We start from the raw sequence: 18,348 nt of genomic DNA, 5'->3' as shown, positions 1-18,348 counted from the left end.
GCGGCACTGCATTTGCCCGGCCTACAAAATCGTTGGCCCGGTAAGCGTAGCGCCACCGGGCATTTACAGATTTAGCGTTTCTTACCCATTGCCGCTGCCAGCGCATCCATCATCGCGCTGTTGCCCGTCGGCTGTGCGTCGCGTCCGCGTGGCTTCGCGGCTTTCGCTGTAGGGCGCTGCTGTTCACGGCCACCGCCATTACCGCCACGGCGCGCGCTAGTGTCGCCCGGCTGCTCGTCCAGACGCATGGTCAGGGCGATACGCTTGCGCTGGAGATCCACTTCCAGCACTTTCACCTTCACGATGTCGCCCGCTTTGACCACGGTGTGCGGATCTTCAACGAACTTATCGGCGAGGGAAGAGATATGCACCAGACCATCCTGATGCACGCCGATATCCACAAACGCGCCGAAGTTGGTCACGTTGGTCACCGCACCTTCCAGCACCATGCCCGGGAGCAGGTCATTCATGGTTTCCACGCCGTCAGCAAAGGTCGCGGTTTTGAACTCAGGACGCGGATCGCGGCCCGGTTTTTCCAGCTCTTTGATGATGTCGGTCACCGTCGGCACGCCGAACTGTTCGTCGGTGAAATCCATCGCCTTCAGGTTACGCAGCGCGCTGCTGTCGCCCATCAGGTCTTTCAGCGCCTGCTGGGTGGCGGCCAGAATACGCTCAACGACCGGGTACGCTTCCGGGTGAACGGTGGAGGCATCCAGCGGGTTATCGCCGTGGTTGATGCGCAGGAAGCCCGCGCACTGCTCAAACGCTTTCGGCCCGAGGCGGCTCACCTTCAGCAGTTGCTGGCGGTTCTGGAACTGACCGTTCTCATCGCGCCAGGCGACGATATTCTGCGCCATCATGCGGGTCAGGCCTGCCACGCGGGTCAGCAGGGGCACGGAAGCGGTGTTCAGGTCCACGCCGACGGCGTTAACGCAGTCTTCCACCACCGCATCCAGCTTGCGCGCCAGCTGCGTCTGGCTCACGTCGTGCTGATACTGGCCCACGCCAATGGATTTCGGGTCGATCTTCACCAGCTCCGCCAGCGGATCCTGTAAACGACGGGCGATAGAGACCGCGCCGCGCAGGGAAACGTCCAGGTCAGGGAACTCCTGCGCCGCCAGCTCTGAGGCGGAATAGACCGATGCCCCCGCCTCGCTGACGATCACCTTCTGCGCCGTCACTTTCGGGAACTGCTTCTGCACGTCAAGATAGAAACGCTCGGTTTCGCGGGACGCCGTACCGTTACCGATGGCGACCAGCTCGACGTTATATTTTTCACACAGCGCCGCCACGACCGTCGCCGCCTTAGCCGCCTGGCCGGTGTGCGGGTAAATGGTGTCGGTGGCGACCAGCTTGCCGGTGCCGTCAACGACCGCCACCTTCACGCCGGTACGCAGACCCGGATCGAGCCCCATGGTAGCGCGCAGGCCAGCGGGGGCGGCCATCAGCAGGTCGTGCAGGTTACGGGCGAAGACGTTGATCGCTTCGTCTTCGGCGCGCTCGCGCACGGTGCCCATCAGCTCGGTTTCGAGGTGCATCAGCACCTTAATGCGCCAGGTCCAGCTCACCACGCCTTTGCGCCAGCTGTCCGCCGGGGCGTTGTTCAGGCGCAGGCCGAGATGATCGATAATGATCTGCTCGCAGTGGCTCTCTTTTGGCGGCTCGTCAAACTGCGGATCGGCATTCAGGGAGAGTTGCAGCACGCCTTCGTTACGGCCGCGGAACATCGCCAGCGCGCGGTGGGACGGCGCGGTAGAAATCGGTTCGTGGTGATCGAAATAGTCGCGGAATTTCGCGCCTTCTTCCTCTTTGCCGGTCACCACGGTGGAGACGATATGCGCATCCTTCCACAGGTAATCACGCACTTTGGCGAGCAGCGCCGCGTCTTCGGCAAAACGCTCCATCAGAATGTAGCGAGCGCCGTCCAGTGCGGCTTTGGTGTCCGCTACGCCTTTGTCGGCGTCGATAAATTTCGCGGCTTCGGTTTCCGGGTCGTGAGACGGCTCGTTCCACAGCAGGTCGGCCAGCGGCTCAAGGCCGGCCTCGATCGCGATCTGCCCGCGCGTGCGGCGCTTTGGTTTGTACGGCAGATAGAGATCTTCAAGTTCGGTTTTGCTCAGGGTGCCGTTAATGGCTTTTTCCAGTTCACTGGTCAGCTTGCCCTGCTCGCCGATAGATTTGAGGATCGCCTGACGTCGGTCTTCCAGTTCGCGCAGATAGCCCAGACGCGTCTCCAGGTTACGCAGCTGCGTGTCATCCAGACCGCCGGTGACTTCCTTACGATAACGTGCAATAAACGGCACGGTGTTCCCTTCATCAAGCAGGCGAACGGCAGCTTCTACCTGTTCGGCTCTGGCCTGAATATCACCCGCAATAATGCGGCAGAGCGACTCTTTCATCATGGTCAGTTCATCTTGTGGATCGAAAATCAGGGGGATAGTTATACGGGCTGACACCAAAAAATGCCAGCCGGGGAGGGCGCTCTCGGACTATTTAACATACTCGATTTCGTTGACGTACCAGCTTGCTTCACCCGCGGGCGTCTGGACAACGGCTAAATCGCCCACCTCTTTTTTCAGCAGGGCGCGGGCCATCGGTGAGTCGATAGAGATGTAATCCTTACGACCGAAAATTTCATCGTAACCGACGATGCGAAAACGCAGGGTGTTGCCATCGTCGTTTTCGATCTCCACCCAGGCGCCGAAGAAGACTTTGCCTTCCTGCTGCGGGGAGTAATCGACGATTTTGAGATTTTCGAGGCACTTCGTCAGGTAGCGTACCCGGCGATCGATTTCGCGCAGCCGCTTTTTATTGTACTGGTAGTCCGCATTCTCGCTGCGATCGCCCAGGCTTGCCGCCCAGGTGACTTTTTTGGTCACTTCCGGACGCTCTTCGCGCCACAGGTAATCCATCTCTTTTTTGAGTTTTTCGTACCCTTCACGGGTGATCAGAGGCGTTTTCATGGTGCAGCCTTTAATGCCGGTTAACTGTCTTTGCGCACAATACGTAGCGCACAGTGTAACAGACAAGATTAATAATGATTTATGTGATGAAATGAACAGATAAGCTGCTGTTAAATATGCTTTGTAACAATTTCGTCTAGAATTTATACCAGAATTTGCTGGTCGAACACGTGCACTTTTTTAGAATACGCTGTTCCAGGCCTATCCGAACCTTTGGGAGTACACACAATGCAAGAGAACTACAAAATTCTGGTCGTGGATGACGACATGCGCCTGCGTGCGCTGCTGGAACGTTATCTGACAGAGCAGGGCTTCCAGGTTCGTAGCGTCGCGAACGCGGAACAGATGGATCGTCTGCTGACGCGTGAATCCTTCCACCTGATGGTGTTGGACCTGATGCTGCCTGGCGAAGACGGGCTCTCTATCTGCCGTCGTCTGCGCAGCCAGAGTAACCCGATGCCGATCATCATGGTGACGGCGAAGGGTGAAGAAGTTGACCGTATCGTCGGCCTTGAGATTGGCGCTGATGACTACATTCCTAAGCCGTTCAACCCGCGTGAACTGCTGGCGCGTATTCGCGCCGTGCTGCGTCGTCAGGCGAACGAGCTGCCGGGCGCGCCGTCTCAGGAAGAGGCAGTCATTGCATTCGGTAAGTTCAAGCTGAACCTCGGCACCCGTGAGATGTTCCGTGAAGATGAGCCAATGCCGCTCACCAGCGGCGAGTTCGCGGTGCTGAAAGCGCTGGTCAGCCACCCGCGTGAGCCGCTCTCACGTGACAAGCTGATGAATCTGGCGCGTGGTCGTGAATACTCGGCGATGGAGCGTTCCATCGACGTGCAGATCTCTCGTCTGCGCCGCATGGTGGAAGAAGATCCGGCGCATCCTCGTTACATTCAGACCGTGTGGGGTCTGGGCTACGTGTTTGTCCCGGACGGCTCTAAAGCATGAGGCGAATGCGCTTCTCGCCGCGAAGTTCGTTTGCCCGCACGCTGTTATTGATCGTCACCCTGCTGTTTGTCAGCCTGGTGACGACCTACCTGGTGGTGCTGAACTTTGCGATCCTGCCGAGCCTTCAGCAGTTTAATAAGGTGCTGGCATACGAAGTGCGTATGCTGATGACCGACAAACTGCAACTGGAGGACGGCACGCAGTTGGTTGTTCCCCCGGCGTTCCGTCGGGAAATCTACCGTGAGCTGGGTATTTCGCTCTACTCCAACGAAGCGGCGGAAGATGCTGGCCTGCGCTGGGCGCAGCATTATGAATTCCTCAGCCAGCAGATGGCGCAGCAGCTTGGCGGCCCGACGGAAGTGCGCGTTGAGGTCAATAAAAGCTCGCCGGTTGTCTGGCTGAAAACCTGGCTGTCACCCAACATCTGGGTGCGTGTTCCGCTCACCGAAATCCATCAGGGCGACTTCTCGCCGCTGTTCCGTTACACCCTGGCGATCATGCTGCTGGCCATCGGCGGCGCGTGGCTGTTTATTCGTATCCAGAACCGACCGCTGGTCGACCTGGAGCATGCGGCATTGCAGGTAGGTAAAGGGATTATCCCACCGCCGCTGCGCGAGTATGGCGCGTCGGAAGTGCGCTCGGTGACGCGTGCGTTTAACCACATGGCGGCAGGCGTTAAACAGTTGGCGGACGACCGTACGCTGCTGATGGCAGGGGTTAGCCATGACCTTCGCACCCCGCTGACGCGCATCCGGCTGGCGACAGAGATGATGGGCGAGCAGGACGGTTATCTCGCTGAATCTATTAATAAAGATATAGAAGAGTGTAACGCCATCATCGAGCAGTTTATCGATTATCTGCGCACCGGGCAGGAAATGCCGATGGAGATGGCGGATCTGAACGCGGTGCTGGGGGAAGTGGTCGCCGCGGAAAGCGGCTATGAACGTGAAATTGCGACCGACCTTCAGGCGGGTGAGATTCAGGTACGTATGCACCCGCTTTCCATCAAACGCGCGGTGGCGAATATGGTGGTCAACGCGGCGCGCTACGGCAACGGCTGGATCAAAGTCAGCAGCGGTACGGAACTCAACCGCGCCTGGTTCCAGGTGGAAGACGATGGTCCGGGCATCAAGCCTGAGCAGCGTAAGCACCTGTTCCAGCCTTTCGTGCGCGGCGACAGCGCGCGCAGCACCAGCGGCACGGGCTTAGGCCTGGCGATTGTGCAGCGTATTGTTGATAACCATAACGGACTGCTGGAAATTGGCACCAGCGAACGGGGTGGATTGAGTATTCGCGCATGGTTACCGGTGCCGGTTTTACGGGGGCAGGTAAAAGAGAGTTAAAAAAGGGTGGCTTTAGCCACCCTTTTTGTAGGTCGGGTAAGACGAAGCCGCCACCCGACAAGGTTCAGTCTCTGCGGCCTGATGCCCTCACCCCGACTCTCTCAAGGGCTACAGCTTCGGACCCGCACTCACCAGCGCTTCACCTGCCGGGGTATCGGTATACTTCTCAAAGTTTTCGATAAACAGTTTCGCCAGCGATTCTGCCTTCTCGCGCCACTGTTCCGGTGAACCGTAGGTGTTGCGCGGGTCAAGGATACGCGTATCCACGCCCGGCAGCTCGGTTGGGATCGCCAGATTGAACATCGGCAGCGTAAAAGTTTCGGCGTTGTCCAGCGAACCGTCCAGGATGGCGTCGATGATGGCGCGGGTATCTTTGATGGAGATACGCTTGCCAGTACCGTTCCAGCCGGTGTTTACCAGATAGGCCTGCGCGCCGGACGCCTGCATGCGTTTCACCAGCACTTCCGCGTACTGCGTCGGGTGCAGCGACAGGAACGCCGCGCCGAAGCAGGCGGAGAAGGTTGGGGTTGGCTCGGTCACGCCGCGCTCGGTACCCGCCAGCTTAGCGGTAAAGCCAGAGAGGAAGTGGTACTGCGTCTGGCTGGCGGTCAGGCGGGAAACTGGCGGCAACACGCCGAACGCGTCCGCGGTCAGGAAAATCACCTTCGTGGCGTGGCCCGCCTTCGACACCGGCTTCACGATGTTGTCGATGTGGTAGATCGGATAAGACACGCGGGTGTTTTCGGTTTTGGACGCATCGTCGAAGTCGACAGAGCCATCGGCACGCACGGTGACGTTTTCCAGCAGCGCATCGCGACGAATCGCGTGGTAGATATCCGGCTCTGCCTCTTCAGACAGGCGAATGGTCTTCGCGTAGCAGCCGCCTTCAAAGTTAAACACGCCGTCGTCGTCCCAGCCGTGCTCGTCGTCGCCAATCAGACGACGTTTTGGATCGGTGGACAGCGTCGTTTTACCGGTGCCGGAAAGGCCGAAGAACACCGCCACGTCACCTTTTTCACCGACGTTCGCCGAGCAGTGCATGGAGGCGATACCGCGCAGCGGCAGCAGGTAGTTCATGACCGAGAACATCCCTTTCTTCATTTCGCCGCCGTACCAGGTACCGCCGATCAGCTGGATACGCTCGGTCAGGTTGAAGGCGATGAAGTTTTCGGAGTTCAGACCCTGCTCTTTCCACTGCGGGTTGGTGCATTTCGCGCCGTTCATCACGATAAAGTCAGGGGTGAAGTTTTGCAGTTCTTCATCGGTCGGACGAATGAACATGTTCTTCACGAAATGCGCCTGCCAGGCCACTTCAGTGATAAACCGAACGGAGAGACGGGTGTCGGCGTTAGCGCCGCAGAAAGCATCGACGATGAACAGACGCTTGCCGGAAAGCTGATGGGTAACGAGCCCTTTGAGATGCTGCCAGGTTTCAGGAGAGAGCGGTTTGTTATCGTTCTTCCCTTTGCCTTTATCGGCCCACCACAGCGTATCGCGGGTGGTATCATCTCGGACGATGTATTTATCTTTCGGCGAACGGCCGGTAAAAATACCGGTATCGACGGCGATAGCACCAAGATTCGTCAACACACCTCGCTCGTACCCTTCCAGCGCGGGATTAAGCTCTTCCTGATACAGCGTATCGTAATCGGGGTTGTAGACCACTTCCTGGACGTCGTGAATACCATAAGCCTTGAGATCTTGCGGGGTTAAACCATTAACACGCATATCACTGCTCCTTAGCCAATATGTACTGCCTGAAATTGTAGGGTTTTTCTGGGGATGTTAACCGCGACGGGGCTCATAGATTTACGTATCTGGTCAAAACCCTTACTAACGGAAAACGCTGCGACTCCAGTCACAGGGCGGGCAGATTATCGCAGGAATCGCTTTTTGGTTGGGGAAAATGTTCTTAAAAGGTTAATATCTGGTGAATTTATCCGGAAGAATGTGAATGTAATCGCATACATGAAAGAAAATTACGTAAGGGTTACATTGGGAAAACGATTCATGTCTCCTGCAACTATGATTTCAGATATTGCCGTTGACACCCTGATATCGCTTTAATGGGACACTGTATTTTTCGTAAGCAAGGGATGAAAGATGGACAACAGTGAAACGTTATCCCCTTCCACGCGCCTGGCCGTCGTGCTGGCGGGCGCTTTACAGGGAGTGCTCTGCTATGCCATAACCTGGTACATCGGGCATGCGAAATTGCCGTCTGATACGCTGTGGTTGATGTGCGTTATTCCTGCCACCGTGGTAATGACGACCACGATGTCGCTTGCTGTGACATCGTTCAGAAAGCCTTTTTTGTGGCTGGCGCTCGGGTTGATCGGCGCGGCAGTCGCGGGTATGGGCGGCTGGCTTAAGTGGAGCGTTGCAGGACTCGAAAGCTGGAGTCTCAGAGATGAGATGCTCGTTTTCGGCTTTCATCTGCTGCTGATGACGCTGTTGGTGTTGCCATGGCTTCAGCGGCGTCTGGATCCTGTCCTGACTACCTCGTTTTACAGCGACTTTTATCAACGCAACTGGCATAACGCGCTGACGCTGCTCATTATTTTTGTTTCGAATGGTCTCTTCTGGCTGGTGCTTTTTCTCTGGGCCGAGCTTTTCGAACTTATCGGCATCGGCTTTTTTGATCGGCTTTTCTTCCATTCTGACGGGTTTATTTCAGTGGCGATTGGCGTGGTATCAGCCAGTGCGGCCGTGCTCACGCGCATGCAGGTAAGGTTAATCCTTGCCCTGCAAAATCTGCTGACCCTCATCGCCACCGGTCTGCTTCCCCTGATGGCGGCGCTGGCGCTGCTCTTTATTGGCGCGTTGCCTTTTGTCGGCTTTGAATCCATTTCAGCCAGAATATCCGCCGCGGGCTTGCTGACCACCTTAGCGCTGCTGCTGTTATTCCTGGTGACGATAGTGTGGCATCCACAGCGTCAAACGCTGCCTTACTATGCCCCGCTGCGAGGGATGATTCGCCTTGCCGTGGCTATCGTACCCGCGTATCCGGTTCTGGCGGGATGGGCGCTGTGGCTACGCATTTCGCAATACGGCTGGTCACCCGAGCGTTTGTACGGTGTATTAACAACCATCGTGGCGCTGGTCTGGGCGGTCGGTTTTTGCGCCAGCGTCCTGATTCAGCGACGTGAACCGCAGAAAATCCATGCGTACGTCATTCCGGCGACCGGGCTGCTTTCCCTCGTCTTCCTGGCGTTGATCCATACCCCCGTGCTGGATCCGTGGCGAATAAGCGTCGCAAGCCATATGGCCCGCTATCAGGACGGCAGGATAACTGCGGATCAAGTCAGCCTGTATATGCTCAGTAACGCTGGACGAAAGGGGCGGGAGGCGATGCTCACGCTGCAAAACGATCCGCAGTTTATCTCTAACCCAAAACGCCAGCGTGAAATAAATGGTCTTCTCTCCGGGAACGCTGGCGGAGCAGGTAAGATGACCGCCGCGATGCTGGAAAAACAGGTTCAGCTCGCACCGGGAATGGCTCGTCCTGATAAGGCATTGTGGCAAGCCATGCTCAGCAATCAGTATCGCTTTGAGAGCTGCGATAGCGCCCAGAGTAACTGTTTACTCATGCCGCTGGATCTTAACGGCGACGGCAAGCCGGAAGCCGTGCTATTTCAATTTACCGATCGCACGATTGTGGCTTACACACAAACCGACACGGGCTGGAGGCTCGCCGGGGACGCGTGGAAAATGCCGGAGGCGTTGACCAGAGAAGAACTTGACCGCGCATTAAGGCAGAGGAAAGTGAAATCTGTCGTGAAGCCCTGGGCGGATATTGAGATTTTTGGGGAGCGTGTCGATATGAGCTACGACAGTTACAATAATGCGCAGTGGCGTTAGCGCTCTTTCTTGCCGGGTAGCGCTACGCTTACCCGGCCTACAATTAGCAATCATATGAAAAAATTGCACCATTCATTGTAGGCCCGTGCAAGCATAGCGCCGCCGGGCAACTGGCTCAGAGCTTAGTGAACCTGCGGATCCGCCGGAGAGGCGTTATTGCGGATCTCCGCGATATCCATCGAATTGAACACGTAGTGCGTACCGCAGTAGTCACAGTGCATATCGATTTCACCGTCTTCCGCCATGATGCTGTCGATCTCTTCATCCGGCAGGGTTTTCAGTGCGCCAGCACAACGCTCGCGAGAGCAGGTGCACTTAAATTCCACCGCCTGCGGATCGTAAACCGTCACTTCTTCTTCGTGGTACAGACGCCACAGCACGTCGGTCGCCGACAGGGTGAACAGCTCTTCCGCTTTGATGGTTTCCGTCAGCGTTGCCAGATGCTCGAAATCATTGGTCTGCGCATCCTGCGCAGGCAGAACCTGAAGCAGCATACCGCCGGCGGCAGGCTGGCCGTCAACTTCACCGGTACGGATGAACAGGCGGGTTGGCAGCTGTTCGGAACGCATGAAGTAATCTTCCAGGCAGGCGGCAAGCGTATCGCCTTCCAGACCGACCACGCCCTGATAGCGCTCACCTTCTTCAGGCGAGATGGTGATGACCAGGTAGCCGTTACCGACCAGCGTTTTCAGATCGGCATTTTCAGGGATATCGCCCTGAACGCGCGCCACGCCGCGCATTTGCTGCTGGTTATTGCCGTTGATCACCGCCAGCGACATTGGGCCATCACCCTGCAACTGTACGGTAATATCGCCTGCGAATTTCAGCGTGGCGGTCAGCAGGCTGGTGGCAACCAGCAGTTCGCCCAACAGGGTTTTCACCGGCAGCGGGTAGTTGTGGTTTTCCAGAATCTGTTTCCAGGTTTCGGATACGGTGACCAGCTCGCCGCGCACGGCGAATTGTTCAAACAGATAGCGGTGTAATTGGTCGTGTTGGGCCATTTTCATCTCTCGTGCAGGTGAGGGTTACTCGTTCTCACCGTGTTTAAATTTCATCAGATCGCGGCGCTCTTTTTTATCCGGTCGCCGGTCCGGGTGAGGCATGGTCAGCGCATTCATTTTGCGCGCCAGCGCGGTTTTCTCACGCTTCTCTATGCTCTGGGCCGTCTCTTCATAAAGCAAAACGGCTTCGGTTGCGGGCCGCCGCTGTTCGGTAATGGCTTTCACCACGACCGTTTTTTCATCGTTGCCCTGGCGAAGCGTCAACGTGGCATTCAGTTCAACCAGCTTGCTCGGTTTGCTGCGCTGGCCGTTGTAATGCACCTTTCCGCCATCAACCATTTCACGGGCAAGGGCGCGCGTTTTATAAAAACGGGCGGCCCACAGCCATTTATCCAGTCTTACCCCATCAGAGGGTTTTTCTTTCATGGCGTCTCCTTCACGGTAAGTGAGGGGATCATCCGGCGATAGTCGTTCAGCCCCGGATGTCGCAGATAGCTTTTTTCAGCCAGGCCGGAATCAGGATTGGTCACGCCCAGGCAATAGCGAATGCCAAATGCGGCCGCAGAATCCAGAATGGGCTCGCTGTCGTCAATGAACAGCGTCCGTTCCGGCTGTAAACCGGTCTCTTCCACCACGGCATGCCACAACCGCTGATCCTCTTTCGGATAACCAAATGTGTGGGTGGAAAGCAATAAATCAAGGTGTGAAGCAAGACCGGTATGTTCCAGCTTCACGGCCAGGTTATGGGGATGCGCATTCGTCAGCAAAATGCGGCGCTTACCGCAGGCTTTCAGCGCGTCCAGAAACGGGACCGTATCGTCACGCAGTACGGCGCGTGCGCCCTGGGCGGTGGTCATGGCACAAATATCCAGACCGAGTCGCTCGCTCCAGTAGTCAAGACAGTACCAGTTTAGCGTATGCTGCACCGCGCTATATTGCGAGCGAATGAATTCCTGCGCTTCCGCCGGGGAGATCCCCTGCTGTTCACCGTATGTTTCCGGGACCAGCTTTTGCCAGAAATAGTTATCAAAGGCGAGATCGAGCAGCGTGCCGTCCATATCAAGCAGGACGGTATCGACCGCCTGCCAGTCGATATCAAGATGCATAAGGGGGAACTCCAGCCAGAAGAAACGTGCGCGACAGGGTAGCACAACTTGTCGCGCAGGGACGTTATCCGATCAGGCTCTCAGAGGAGGAGATCAGTTTCGGATTAAGGCAATTTTCGTAGTAGGCCTGGATGTCTGCCAGTCGCGTGCGGGAGCGCTGGTAGCGGCGTACGGCCTGATAACCGTTCCAGACAATGCACGCCAGCATCGCAATCAGCAGCAGAGATGTTCCTACGTAGCGCCACAGGCCAGCGCTGTCCGGCATGCGGTGCAGGCCAATATGACGCGTGCCGTTGGCGTCGGTAAACAGGGTAGTGACGATCCCTTCTGCGCTGAACGGCGTTCGCATCAGCATCTGCGCCAGGCGCTGAAATTCGCTCCACTGTTCCTGAGCAGGATAGTCATACAGCGAAACCTGCGGATAGGGTTGATCCACCAGGTCGCTGCCTTCATCGCTGGCAATCACAAATCCGCCTGGCGCCGGGCTGTTAAGCGCCTGGGCCGCACGGGTGGTTTCTCGCAGCACGAAGGGGGCGGTAGACGTCGCCACCAGGTTATCCAGCGACTCGGCGCTGACCGGACGCAGAAGCACGTTCACGCCGTCGAGGCGTCCCGCTTCGGCGCGTTTCACCAGCGCATCCCAGTCCTTGCTGTTGCCGAGGTTGACCAGCGCGTTCTTAAGCCGGATACAGTCATCCTGAGCCGAACAGAGATCTTCAGTTTTCAGGACGATTTCGCCAAAGTCATCCAGCAGCACCATGCCCGACTTCTGAATGGCCGAGCGCAGGGCAGGGCTCACGCGAGAATCATCATCCGGTTTTGGATGGAGCTGGCGATTAATCGTCTGGGTGAGCGCGGTGGCCTTATTGACCACATCCGATTCCGGCAGCGGCAGCGGAGAGGCATCATTCCAGATGATCTGAGAGCAGTCGAACGGCGCGAACGGCGAATTCTGGCGCGTGTTCCAGGCGCCCGGCGTGTGGATATTACACATCCCGGTACCTTTCAGCCGCAACGTATCTCCCACGCGGACACCCGCTTCTTCAAGCTGCTGGACGCTGGTGGCTTCCACGGTTTGCGCCCCTTTGATCCACGACAGGGTAAACTTAATCGGCATATCCAGCGGCACGAAGAGCAGCAACATAACGAAGACGAGCGCGGCGCCACCGGCAATCACCGCGCTGCGAAGCCAGTGCTGAAGCGGGAAGTTTTTCACTTCATCGTGCAGGGACAAATAACGTCCCTGGCGTACAACGTGGCGGTCGAGATAGATATCAATATCCGTTTTTTGGCCAAGGTCCTGCGCAATCCACGGCTGCCAGTGGCGTGGATAGATAAGATCGATGATCCCGAGCGAGATATTGTTGATATGTTCCTGATCGTTCTCGCCGAACAGTCCCCAGCGTTTTGGGGTTCCGCGCAGGCAGTGAATTTCACGTAACGACGTTTTTGCCGGCGGGGCAAATATGCCCCACAGTCCGGCGGCCAGAAGCAGTACCGCGCCACCCGCGAGCCACGGAACAAACACGTCCGGCGTCAGCAGGCAGATGAAAAAGAGCAGGAACGAGACGACAATCAGCACCGCTTCGCGAATGCCATCCGGGCGGCTCAGGACGTACTCTTCATGCGTCTCCTGACGGATGTTCAGCAGTTCAATCTGCTCTGTCTCTTCACCGCGAATAGAGGCCTGCGTTCCGCTCGCGCGCTCCAGCGCAAAGCGTGGCGCTTCCTGAACATATTCGCTCAGGGTGTGACCATTAAGGGAAATAACCAGCGGCAACGTATCGGTATGGATGAGCTCGACGCTGTTTTCATCGTTAATATACTGCTCCCAGAAGGGCGGCAGGTGGACTTCAACAGAATCGAGGTAGTAACGCCACTTGTTGGGATCGTCGGTAGTGATGCCGTAGCGGGTAATGGAGCGCGTTACGCACAGAACGGTGTCGCTTTGTGCGTTCAGGTTAAGCGATACGGGGGCGGTGCTGGCGCCGGTAGGGCCAGGTGAAAGCCGGGATCGGTTCAGCGTGTCGAGATACTGCTCAACGGTGCTGCGTTCCTCTGGCGAGAGCTTGCGCGTGTTTGCCCCGGCGAACGCGTTTAAAAAGGGCAGCCGATAACGGCGATGTACGCGGCGCCTGAATACCCACACCGCAATCGACGCGCAGGCCAGCACAGCAGCGAGAAAAATCAAAATGGTGCTCATGCTTTCCCCATCTTACTTATCTTCTTACAGGTGTTGTCAGTCGCACCTTTTGTACAATGAATGAGATTCTGTGGTCGGCTATCGGCAAGTATGGAGTCTAACTTGAGCATGTTGACGCGCATCCCAGTGACCGGTAATGATACCAAAGCCTGTTCCGGCGCGATATCAGCAAATTCCTGGAAACATTTCAACCTCTTGACATTTGTTTTGAAATGAGAATCGCATTCAGTTACGTTGCATAAATGTAAATAAAGAGCAATTGACATTGCCGAAACCGTGCGGCGTATCGCACAATAAAGCCAGTTCACCCAGCAAAGACCCGTCAAGATGACCAAACCCTTACAAAAGCCCACCATTCTGAATGTTGAAACCGTCGCGAAATCGCGTCTGTTTAATGTTGAAAGCGTGGATCTGGAATTCAGCAACGGCGTGCGTCGTGTTTATGAACGTATGCGCCCCTCCACGCGCGAAGCGGTGATGATTGTGCCCATTGTCGACGAGCACCTGATCCTCATTCGTGAATACGCCGTGGGCATTGAATCCTACGAGCTGGGCTTTTCCAAAGGACTGATCGACCCGGGCGAAACGGTTTTTGAAGCGGCAAACCGCGAGCTGAAAGAAGAGGTCGGTTTTGGCGCGAAGGAGCTGACGTTCCTGAAAAAGCTGAGCATGGCGCCATCCTATTTTTCCAGCAAAATGAACATTGTTGTCGCGGAAGATCTCTATCCTGAATCGCTGGAAGGAGACGAGCCGGAACCGCTGCCGCAGGTTCGCTGGCCGCTGGCCCACCTGATGGATTTGCTGGAAGATCCTGACTTTAACGAGGCGCGCAACGTGAGCGCACTGTTCCTGGTGCGGGAGTGGCTGAAGGGGCAGGGGCGTTTGTAGCGCCACCCGTAAAAACGGCAACCGATGGTTGCCGTTTTGCATTACGCTGTAGGCCGGGTCAGGCGTCGTCGCCACCCGGCTTTTTTGTCGGCGTCAGAAGAGCTCGTGCGTTTCGCCGTTATCAATGATTTCGGTACCCACCTCGTGCACCGCCTGCGTGGTTGGCTGCGTGCCCTCGATGAAATACTCTGCGCGGCTGTTGCCGCCATTCGCCAGCTGCCCAGTGCTGCGGTCAATATTGACCGTGACAATGCCCGGCGGAGGCGTTAGCGGCTGCTCCGGCACGCCGTCGAGAGCGGCCTTCATGTAAGCATCCCAGGCCGGCTGCGCACTCTTCGCCCCGCCCTCGTAACCGGAAATCTGATCTTTAATCGCGCCAGAAGCGGTTGTGCGCCCCAGAGTACGGCGGTGATCGTCAAAACCAATCCAGACCGAGGTGACAACGCCCGGGCCATAACCCGAGAACCAGGCATCTTTTGAACTGTTGGTGGTGCCGGTTTTGCCGCCAATGTCGCGGCGCTGCAAATCGCGGCCCGCTCGCCAGCCGGTGCCTTGCCAGCCCGGTTCGCCAAAGATGTTGGTGTTCAGCGCGCTCTTAATCAGGAACGACAGCGGGGTGCTGATGACGTGCGGGGCATACTCCTGCGCGCCGCTCTGGGCGACCAGCGCCTGATTAGCCTGTTCCAGCTGAGGCTGCGGCACCGTCAGATTCTGACGTTCCTGAGAGATCGCCACATCTTCCATATCCTTGTTTTCAAGGACATTTGATTTTGGCGTGTCGCCGTAAATCACCGGGATATCGCATTCAGGGCAGGCAATTTTCGGCTTCGCTTCAAACAGCACACCGCCCTGATCGTTCTCGATTTTGCTGATGAAATAAGGATCGACCAGGAAGCCGCCGTTCGCCATCACCGAGTATCCACGCGCGACCTGAAGCGGCGTAAAGGACGCGGAGCCGAGCGCCAGAGATTCGGTATGGACGATGTTTTGCGCCGGGAAGCCGAAGCGTTGCAGATACTCTGCCGCATAATCAACGCCCATCGCACGCATCGCGCGAACCATGACCACGTTCTTCGACTGGCCAAGCCCCTGACGAAGACGGATAGGGCCAGCGTATTGCGCCGGAGAGTTCTTCGGCTGCCAGTCAGAGCCCGCACCGGCATCCCAGCGGGAAATGGGCACGTCGTTGAGAATACTGGCGAGCGTCAGCCCCTTGTCCATCGCCGCGGTATACAGGAACGGTTTGATGTTCGAACCGACCTGACGCAGCGCCTGGGTTGCGCGGTTAAATTTGCTCTGGTTGAAATCGAACCCGCCCACCAGCGCCATCACGGCACCGTTTTGCGGATTGATGGAGACCAGGGCAGAGTTGACGTCCGGCACCTGCGCCAGCCACCAGGCATCACCGACCTGACGTACCCAGATTTGTTGTCCGGTTTGTACGACATCGGTCACTTTACGCGGCGTCGGGCCCTGAAGAGTGTCAGAGCGGTACGGACGCGCCCAGCGGACACCCTCCATGCGCAGCGACACAGAGGTGCCATCGGCCATCATTGCCACCGCTTCCTGCGGATCGGCCTGGGTTACCACCGCCGGACGCAGCGGGCCATAGGTCGGCAGCGCCTTCAGGGAATCAGTGATTTTTTTGCTGTCCCATGCGCCTTCACCCACTCTCCACAGCACGTTAGACGGGCCGCGATAGCCGTGGCGCATATCGTAATCCATCACGTTATTACGCACCGCCTGCTGGGCAGCCTGTTGCACCTTGCGGGTCACAGTGGTGTAAACGCGATAGCCGTCTTCATACGCTTTGTCGCCGTAGCGGCGCACCATCTCCTGGCGAACCATTTCCGTCAGATACGGCGATGAGAATGCAATTTCCGGCGCATGGTAATTGGCGTCGATAACCTCGCCGCGCGCCCGATTGTAGTCATCCTGGCTGATGTAGCCTTCGCTCAGCATACGCGACAGCACCACGTTGCGACGCGCGGTGGCGCGGTCCAGCGAGTAGAGCGGGTTAAATGTGGACGGCGCTTTTGGCAGGCCGGCAATGGTCGCCATTTCGCTCAGCGTGAGCTGATCGATCGGCTTACCAAAATAGACCTGCGCCGCTGCCCCTACGCCATAGGCGCGGTAGCCCAGATAGATCTTGTTGAGGTAAAGCTCAAGGATCTCGTCTTTGCTCAGCAGTTGCTCAATGCGGATCGCGAGGAACACCTCTTTGATCTTACGCATTAGCGTCTTTTCCGGGCTGAGGAAGAAGTTACGCGCCAGCTGCTGGGTAATGGTACTTGCCCCCTGAGAGGCATGACCAGAGAACAGCGCCACGCTTGCCGCACGGAAAATACCGACCGGATCCACACCGTGGTGCTCGTAAAAACGGCTGTCCTCGGTGGCGATAAAGGCCTTCACCATAACGGGCGGAATTTCATTTAAGGTCAACGGGATACGACGTTTCTCGCCGTATTGCGCCATCAGTTCACCGTCGGCGCTATAGACCTGCATAGGGATCTGGAGCCGCACATCACGAAGCGTGGCGACATCAGGTAGTTGCGGCTCGACATATTTGTACAAACCAATAATCGAGCCTGCTCCCAGCAGAATGCAACAGACTGCAAGGATCAATAAATACTTTACGAACTTCACCGGAGATTTCCCATTTGGTTTAGCCTGGGCAGTTTCTAAACAATCGCGCGGTAGTATAAAGGCAAGCCTGATTCATTGATATAGCCGTCACTCCGACGGGCGATAAGGAGATCGTGAAGCATGGCTTTTAAAACGTGGCAAACAGGCGTTCATATTCAACAGGATAAGGTGGTCGCGGTGGCGCTGACCCGGGAGCGGGCCGGCTGGCGTTTACGCCGCTGGTGGGCCGTGCCGCTGTCGGACGGCATTATTGGGGAGGGGAAAATACTCAAGCCCGATCAACTGGTTAATGCATTACGCGGCTGGCGGAAAACGTTGCCGCACGCGCATCGGGTTTTTCTCTCATTTCCGGCGACGCGCGTGCTGCAACGCGCGTTGCCTAGGCCCACCGTAGCCTTGCGCGACAGCGAACAGCTCACCTGGGTAGGGGCCACATTAGCACGTGAGCTGGAGATGCCCGCCGATACGCTCTGCTTTGACTACGCGCAGGATACGTTCAGCAACACATTTCATGTCACCGCGGCGCAAAACAGAGAGGTCGATACCCTGCTGTCGCTGGCGAAAGCGCTGCGTTTGCGCCTGGCCGCCATCGCCCCGGATGCCGGCGCGCTGGCTAATCTTCTCTCTGCTGTTGAACCCGCCCGGTGCGTGGCCTGGAGGGATGAAGACCAGTGGTTATGGGCGATGCGTCATCAGTGGGGGCGGCGCTATACCACAGAAGCGGCGACGGTGAATGAGCTGGCGGCGCTGCTTGCGCTGTCTGCTTCTGAAATCGCCGTTTTTGATGCTGCTCGCGATCCCTGGGAAGCGGTGACGCTGTGTCAGCCGCCGCTGCCTGAATGCGGTGCTGAGTACACCGTCGCCCTGGCGCTGGCCATGAGCGAGGCACGTTGATGAGCATGCCCAATCTTTTACCGTGGCGTCGGCAACAGCATATTCAGCGTCTGCGCTTCTGGGGCCTGCTGTACGTCGCCTCGTTGCTGGTGATGCTGGCGGGCGGTGTCAGCCTGCGGGCGGCTCAGTCTCTATCGTCACAGGCGTTGCAAAGCGATCTGGCGGGCACGCGTGCGGTGCAGAAGGTATTGAAAGCCCGTCAGCCGCAGCCTGCGGCGCTGAATGCCCCTTCGCAGCCGCCCGAGCCGGTGGCCTGGCAACCTGCGCTGGAGTCTCTCGCTGGCGCCATGCCCCAGCAGGCCTGGCTGACGGCACTGCGTTACCAGCCACCCTCGCTGATCCTGACGGGGTATACCTCCTCTCTTCCGGCGCTCTCCGCCATGACCGATGCGCTGAAAAGGGTGGCGGGTTTTAACCCCGGGCCGGCAGGCGAACTGCAACAGGATAGCCAGGGGCGATGGATGTTCTCTTTTCAGCTGCATAGCCGGAGGTAGC

14 protein-coding genes are annotated in these 18,348 nt (G+C 57.3%); 6 read left to right on the top strand and 8 right to left on the bottom strand.

The window, feature by feature from the left end:
* Positions 1-71 precede the first annotated feature (71 nt).
* Both DBR02_RS08745 and greB read right to left on the bottom strand, forming a co-directional pair.
* Complete coding sequence (locus tag DBR02_RS08745; protein WP_107534075.1) at positions 72-2,402, bottom strand: Tex family protein; 2,331 nt, start codon at positions 2,400-2,402, stop codon at positions 72-74.
* Between the two features lie 87 nt (positions 2,403-2,489).
* On the bottom strand, positions 2,490-2,963 hold the full coding sequence (gene greB, locus DBR02_RS08740) for a transcription elongation factor GreB (protein WP_014072116.1): 474 nt from the start codon (positions 2,961-2,963) through the stop codon (positions 2,490-2,492).
* 228 nt (positions 2,964-3,191) lie between these two features.
* On the opposite strand from greB, the gene ompR reads away from it, so the two are divergent.
* Positions 3,192-3,911: an osmolarity response regulator transcription factor OmpR gene (ompR, locus tag DBR02_RS08735; protein WP_001157751.1), complete on the top strand. Its 720-nt coding sequence runs from the start codon at positions 3,192-3,194 to the stop codon at positions 3,909-3,911.
* Positions 3,908-5,254 (top strand): two-component system sensor histidine kinase EnvZ, encoded by a 1,347-nt coding sequence (gene envZ, locus DBR02_RS08730; protein ID WP_003861615.1) that lies wholly within the window; start codon positions 3,908-3,910, stop codon positions 5,252-5,254. Before ompR ends, envZ begins: the two co-directional genes overlap by 4 nt.
* A 108-nt stretch (positions 5,255-5,362) precedes the next feature.
* Here the strand turns inward: envZ and pckA are convergent, their stop codons facing one another.
* Positions 5,363-6,982: a phosphoenolpyruvate carboxykinase (ATP) gene (gene pckA / locus DBR02_RS08725; protein WP_107534073.1), complete on the bottom strand. Its 1,620-nt coding sequence runs from the start codon at positions 6,980-6,982 to the stop codon at positions 5,363-5,365.
* A 375-nt stretch (positions 6,983-7,357) separates the two neighbouring features.
* On the opposite strand from pckA, the gene DBR02_RS08720 reads away from it, so the two are divergent.
* Positions 7,358-9,115 (top strand): DUF4153 domain-containing protein, encoded by a 1,758-nt coding sequence (locus DBR02_RS08720; protein ID WP_107534071.1) that lies wholly within the window; start codon positions 7,358-7,360, stop codon positions 9,113-9,115.
* 122 nt (positions 9,116-9,237) lie between these two features.
* On the opposite strand, the gene hslO is transcribed toward DBR02_RS08720, so the two are convergent.
* The 4 genes from hslO to DBR02_RS08700 form a co-directional block, all read right to left on the bottom strand.
* The gene (gene hslO / locus DBR02_RS08715) at positions 9,238-10,122 is read right to left on the bottom strand and encodes an Hsp33 family molecular chaperone HslO (RefSeq protein WP_006812239.1); all 885 of its coding nucleotides are present in this window, start codon (positions 10,120-10,122) and stop codon (positions 9,238-9,240) included.
* Between the two features lie 18 nt (positions 10,123-10,140).
* Positions 10,141-10,542, bottom strand: a complete 402-nt coding sequence (hslR, locus tag DBR02_RS08710) for a ribosome-associated heat shock protein Hsp15 (RefSeq protein ID WP_063449514.1) — start codon at positions 10,540-10,542, stop codon at positions 10,141-10,143.
* Positions 10,539-11,222: a GMP/IMP nucleotidase gene (gene yrfG, locus DBR02_RS08705; RefSeq protein ID WP_006812237.1), complete on the bottom strand. Its 684-nt coding sequence runs from the start codon at positions 11,220-11,222 to the stop codon at positions 10,539-10,541. Before yrfG ends, hslR begins: the two co-directional genes overlap by 4 nt.
* A gap of 64 nt (positions 11,223-11,286) precedes the next feature.
* Positions 11,287-13,425: an intracellular growth attenuator family protein gene (locus DBR02_RS08700; RefSeq protein ID WP_063865725.1), complete on the bottom strand. Its 2,139-nt coding sequence runs from the start codon at positions 13,423-13,425 to the stop codon at positions 11,287-11,289.
* Between the two features lie 327 nt (positions 13,426-13,752).
* Between DBR02_RS08700 and nudE the strand changes: the two genes are divergently transcribed.
* Positions 13,753-14,313: an ADP compounds hydrolase NudE gene (gene nudE / locus DBR02_RS08690; protein WP_063449510.1), complete on the top strand. Its 561-nt coding sequence runs from the start codon at positions 13,753-13,755 to the stop codon at positions 14,311-14,313.
* Between the two features lie 93 nt (positions 14,314-14,406).
* On the opposite strand, the gene mrcA is transcribed toward nudE, so the two are convergent.
* Positions 14,407-16,959, bottom strand: coding sequence for a peptidoglycan glycosyltransferase/peptidoglycan DD-transpeptidase MrcA (mrcA, locus tag DBR02_RS08685; protein WP_063865728.1), 2,553 nt, complete (start codon positions 16,957-16,959; stop codon positions 14,407-14,409).
* A gap of 120 nt (positions 16,960-17,079) precedes the next feature.
* On the opposite strand from mrcA, the gene pilM reads away from it, so the two are divergent.
* Positions 17,080-17,853 (top strand): pilus assembly protein PilM, encoded by a 774-nt coding sequence (gene pilM / locus DBR02_RS08680; RefSeq protein ID WP_107534069.1) that lies wholly within the window; start codon positions 17,080-17,082, stop codon positions 17,851-17,853.
* Positions 17,853-18,347: a PilN domain-containing protein gene (locus DBR02_RS08675; protein WP_107534067.1), complete on the top strand. Its 495-nt coding sequence runs from the start codon at positions 17,853-17,855 to the stop codon at positions 18,345-18,347. Before pilM ends, DBR02_RS08675 begins: the two co-directional genes overlap by 1 nt.
* Position 18,348: the final 1 nt, after the last annotated feature.

Source organism: Enterobacter cloacae complex sp., from assembly GCF_900322725.1.
Classification (GTDB): Bacteria; Pseudomonadota; Gammaproteobacteria; order Enterobacterales; family Enterobacteriaceae; genus Enterobacter; species Enterobacter quasihormaechei.
Note: the sequence above shows the minus strand (reverse complement) of the source record. Positions and strands in the feature narration are given on the sequence as shown.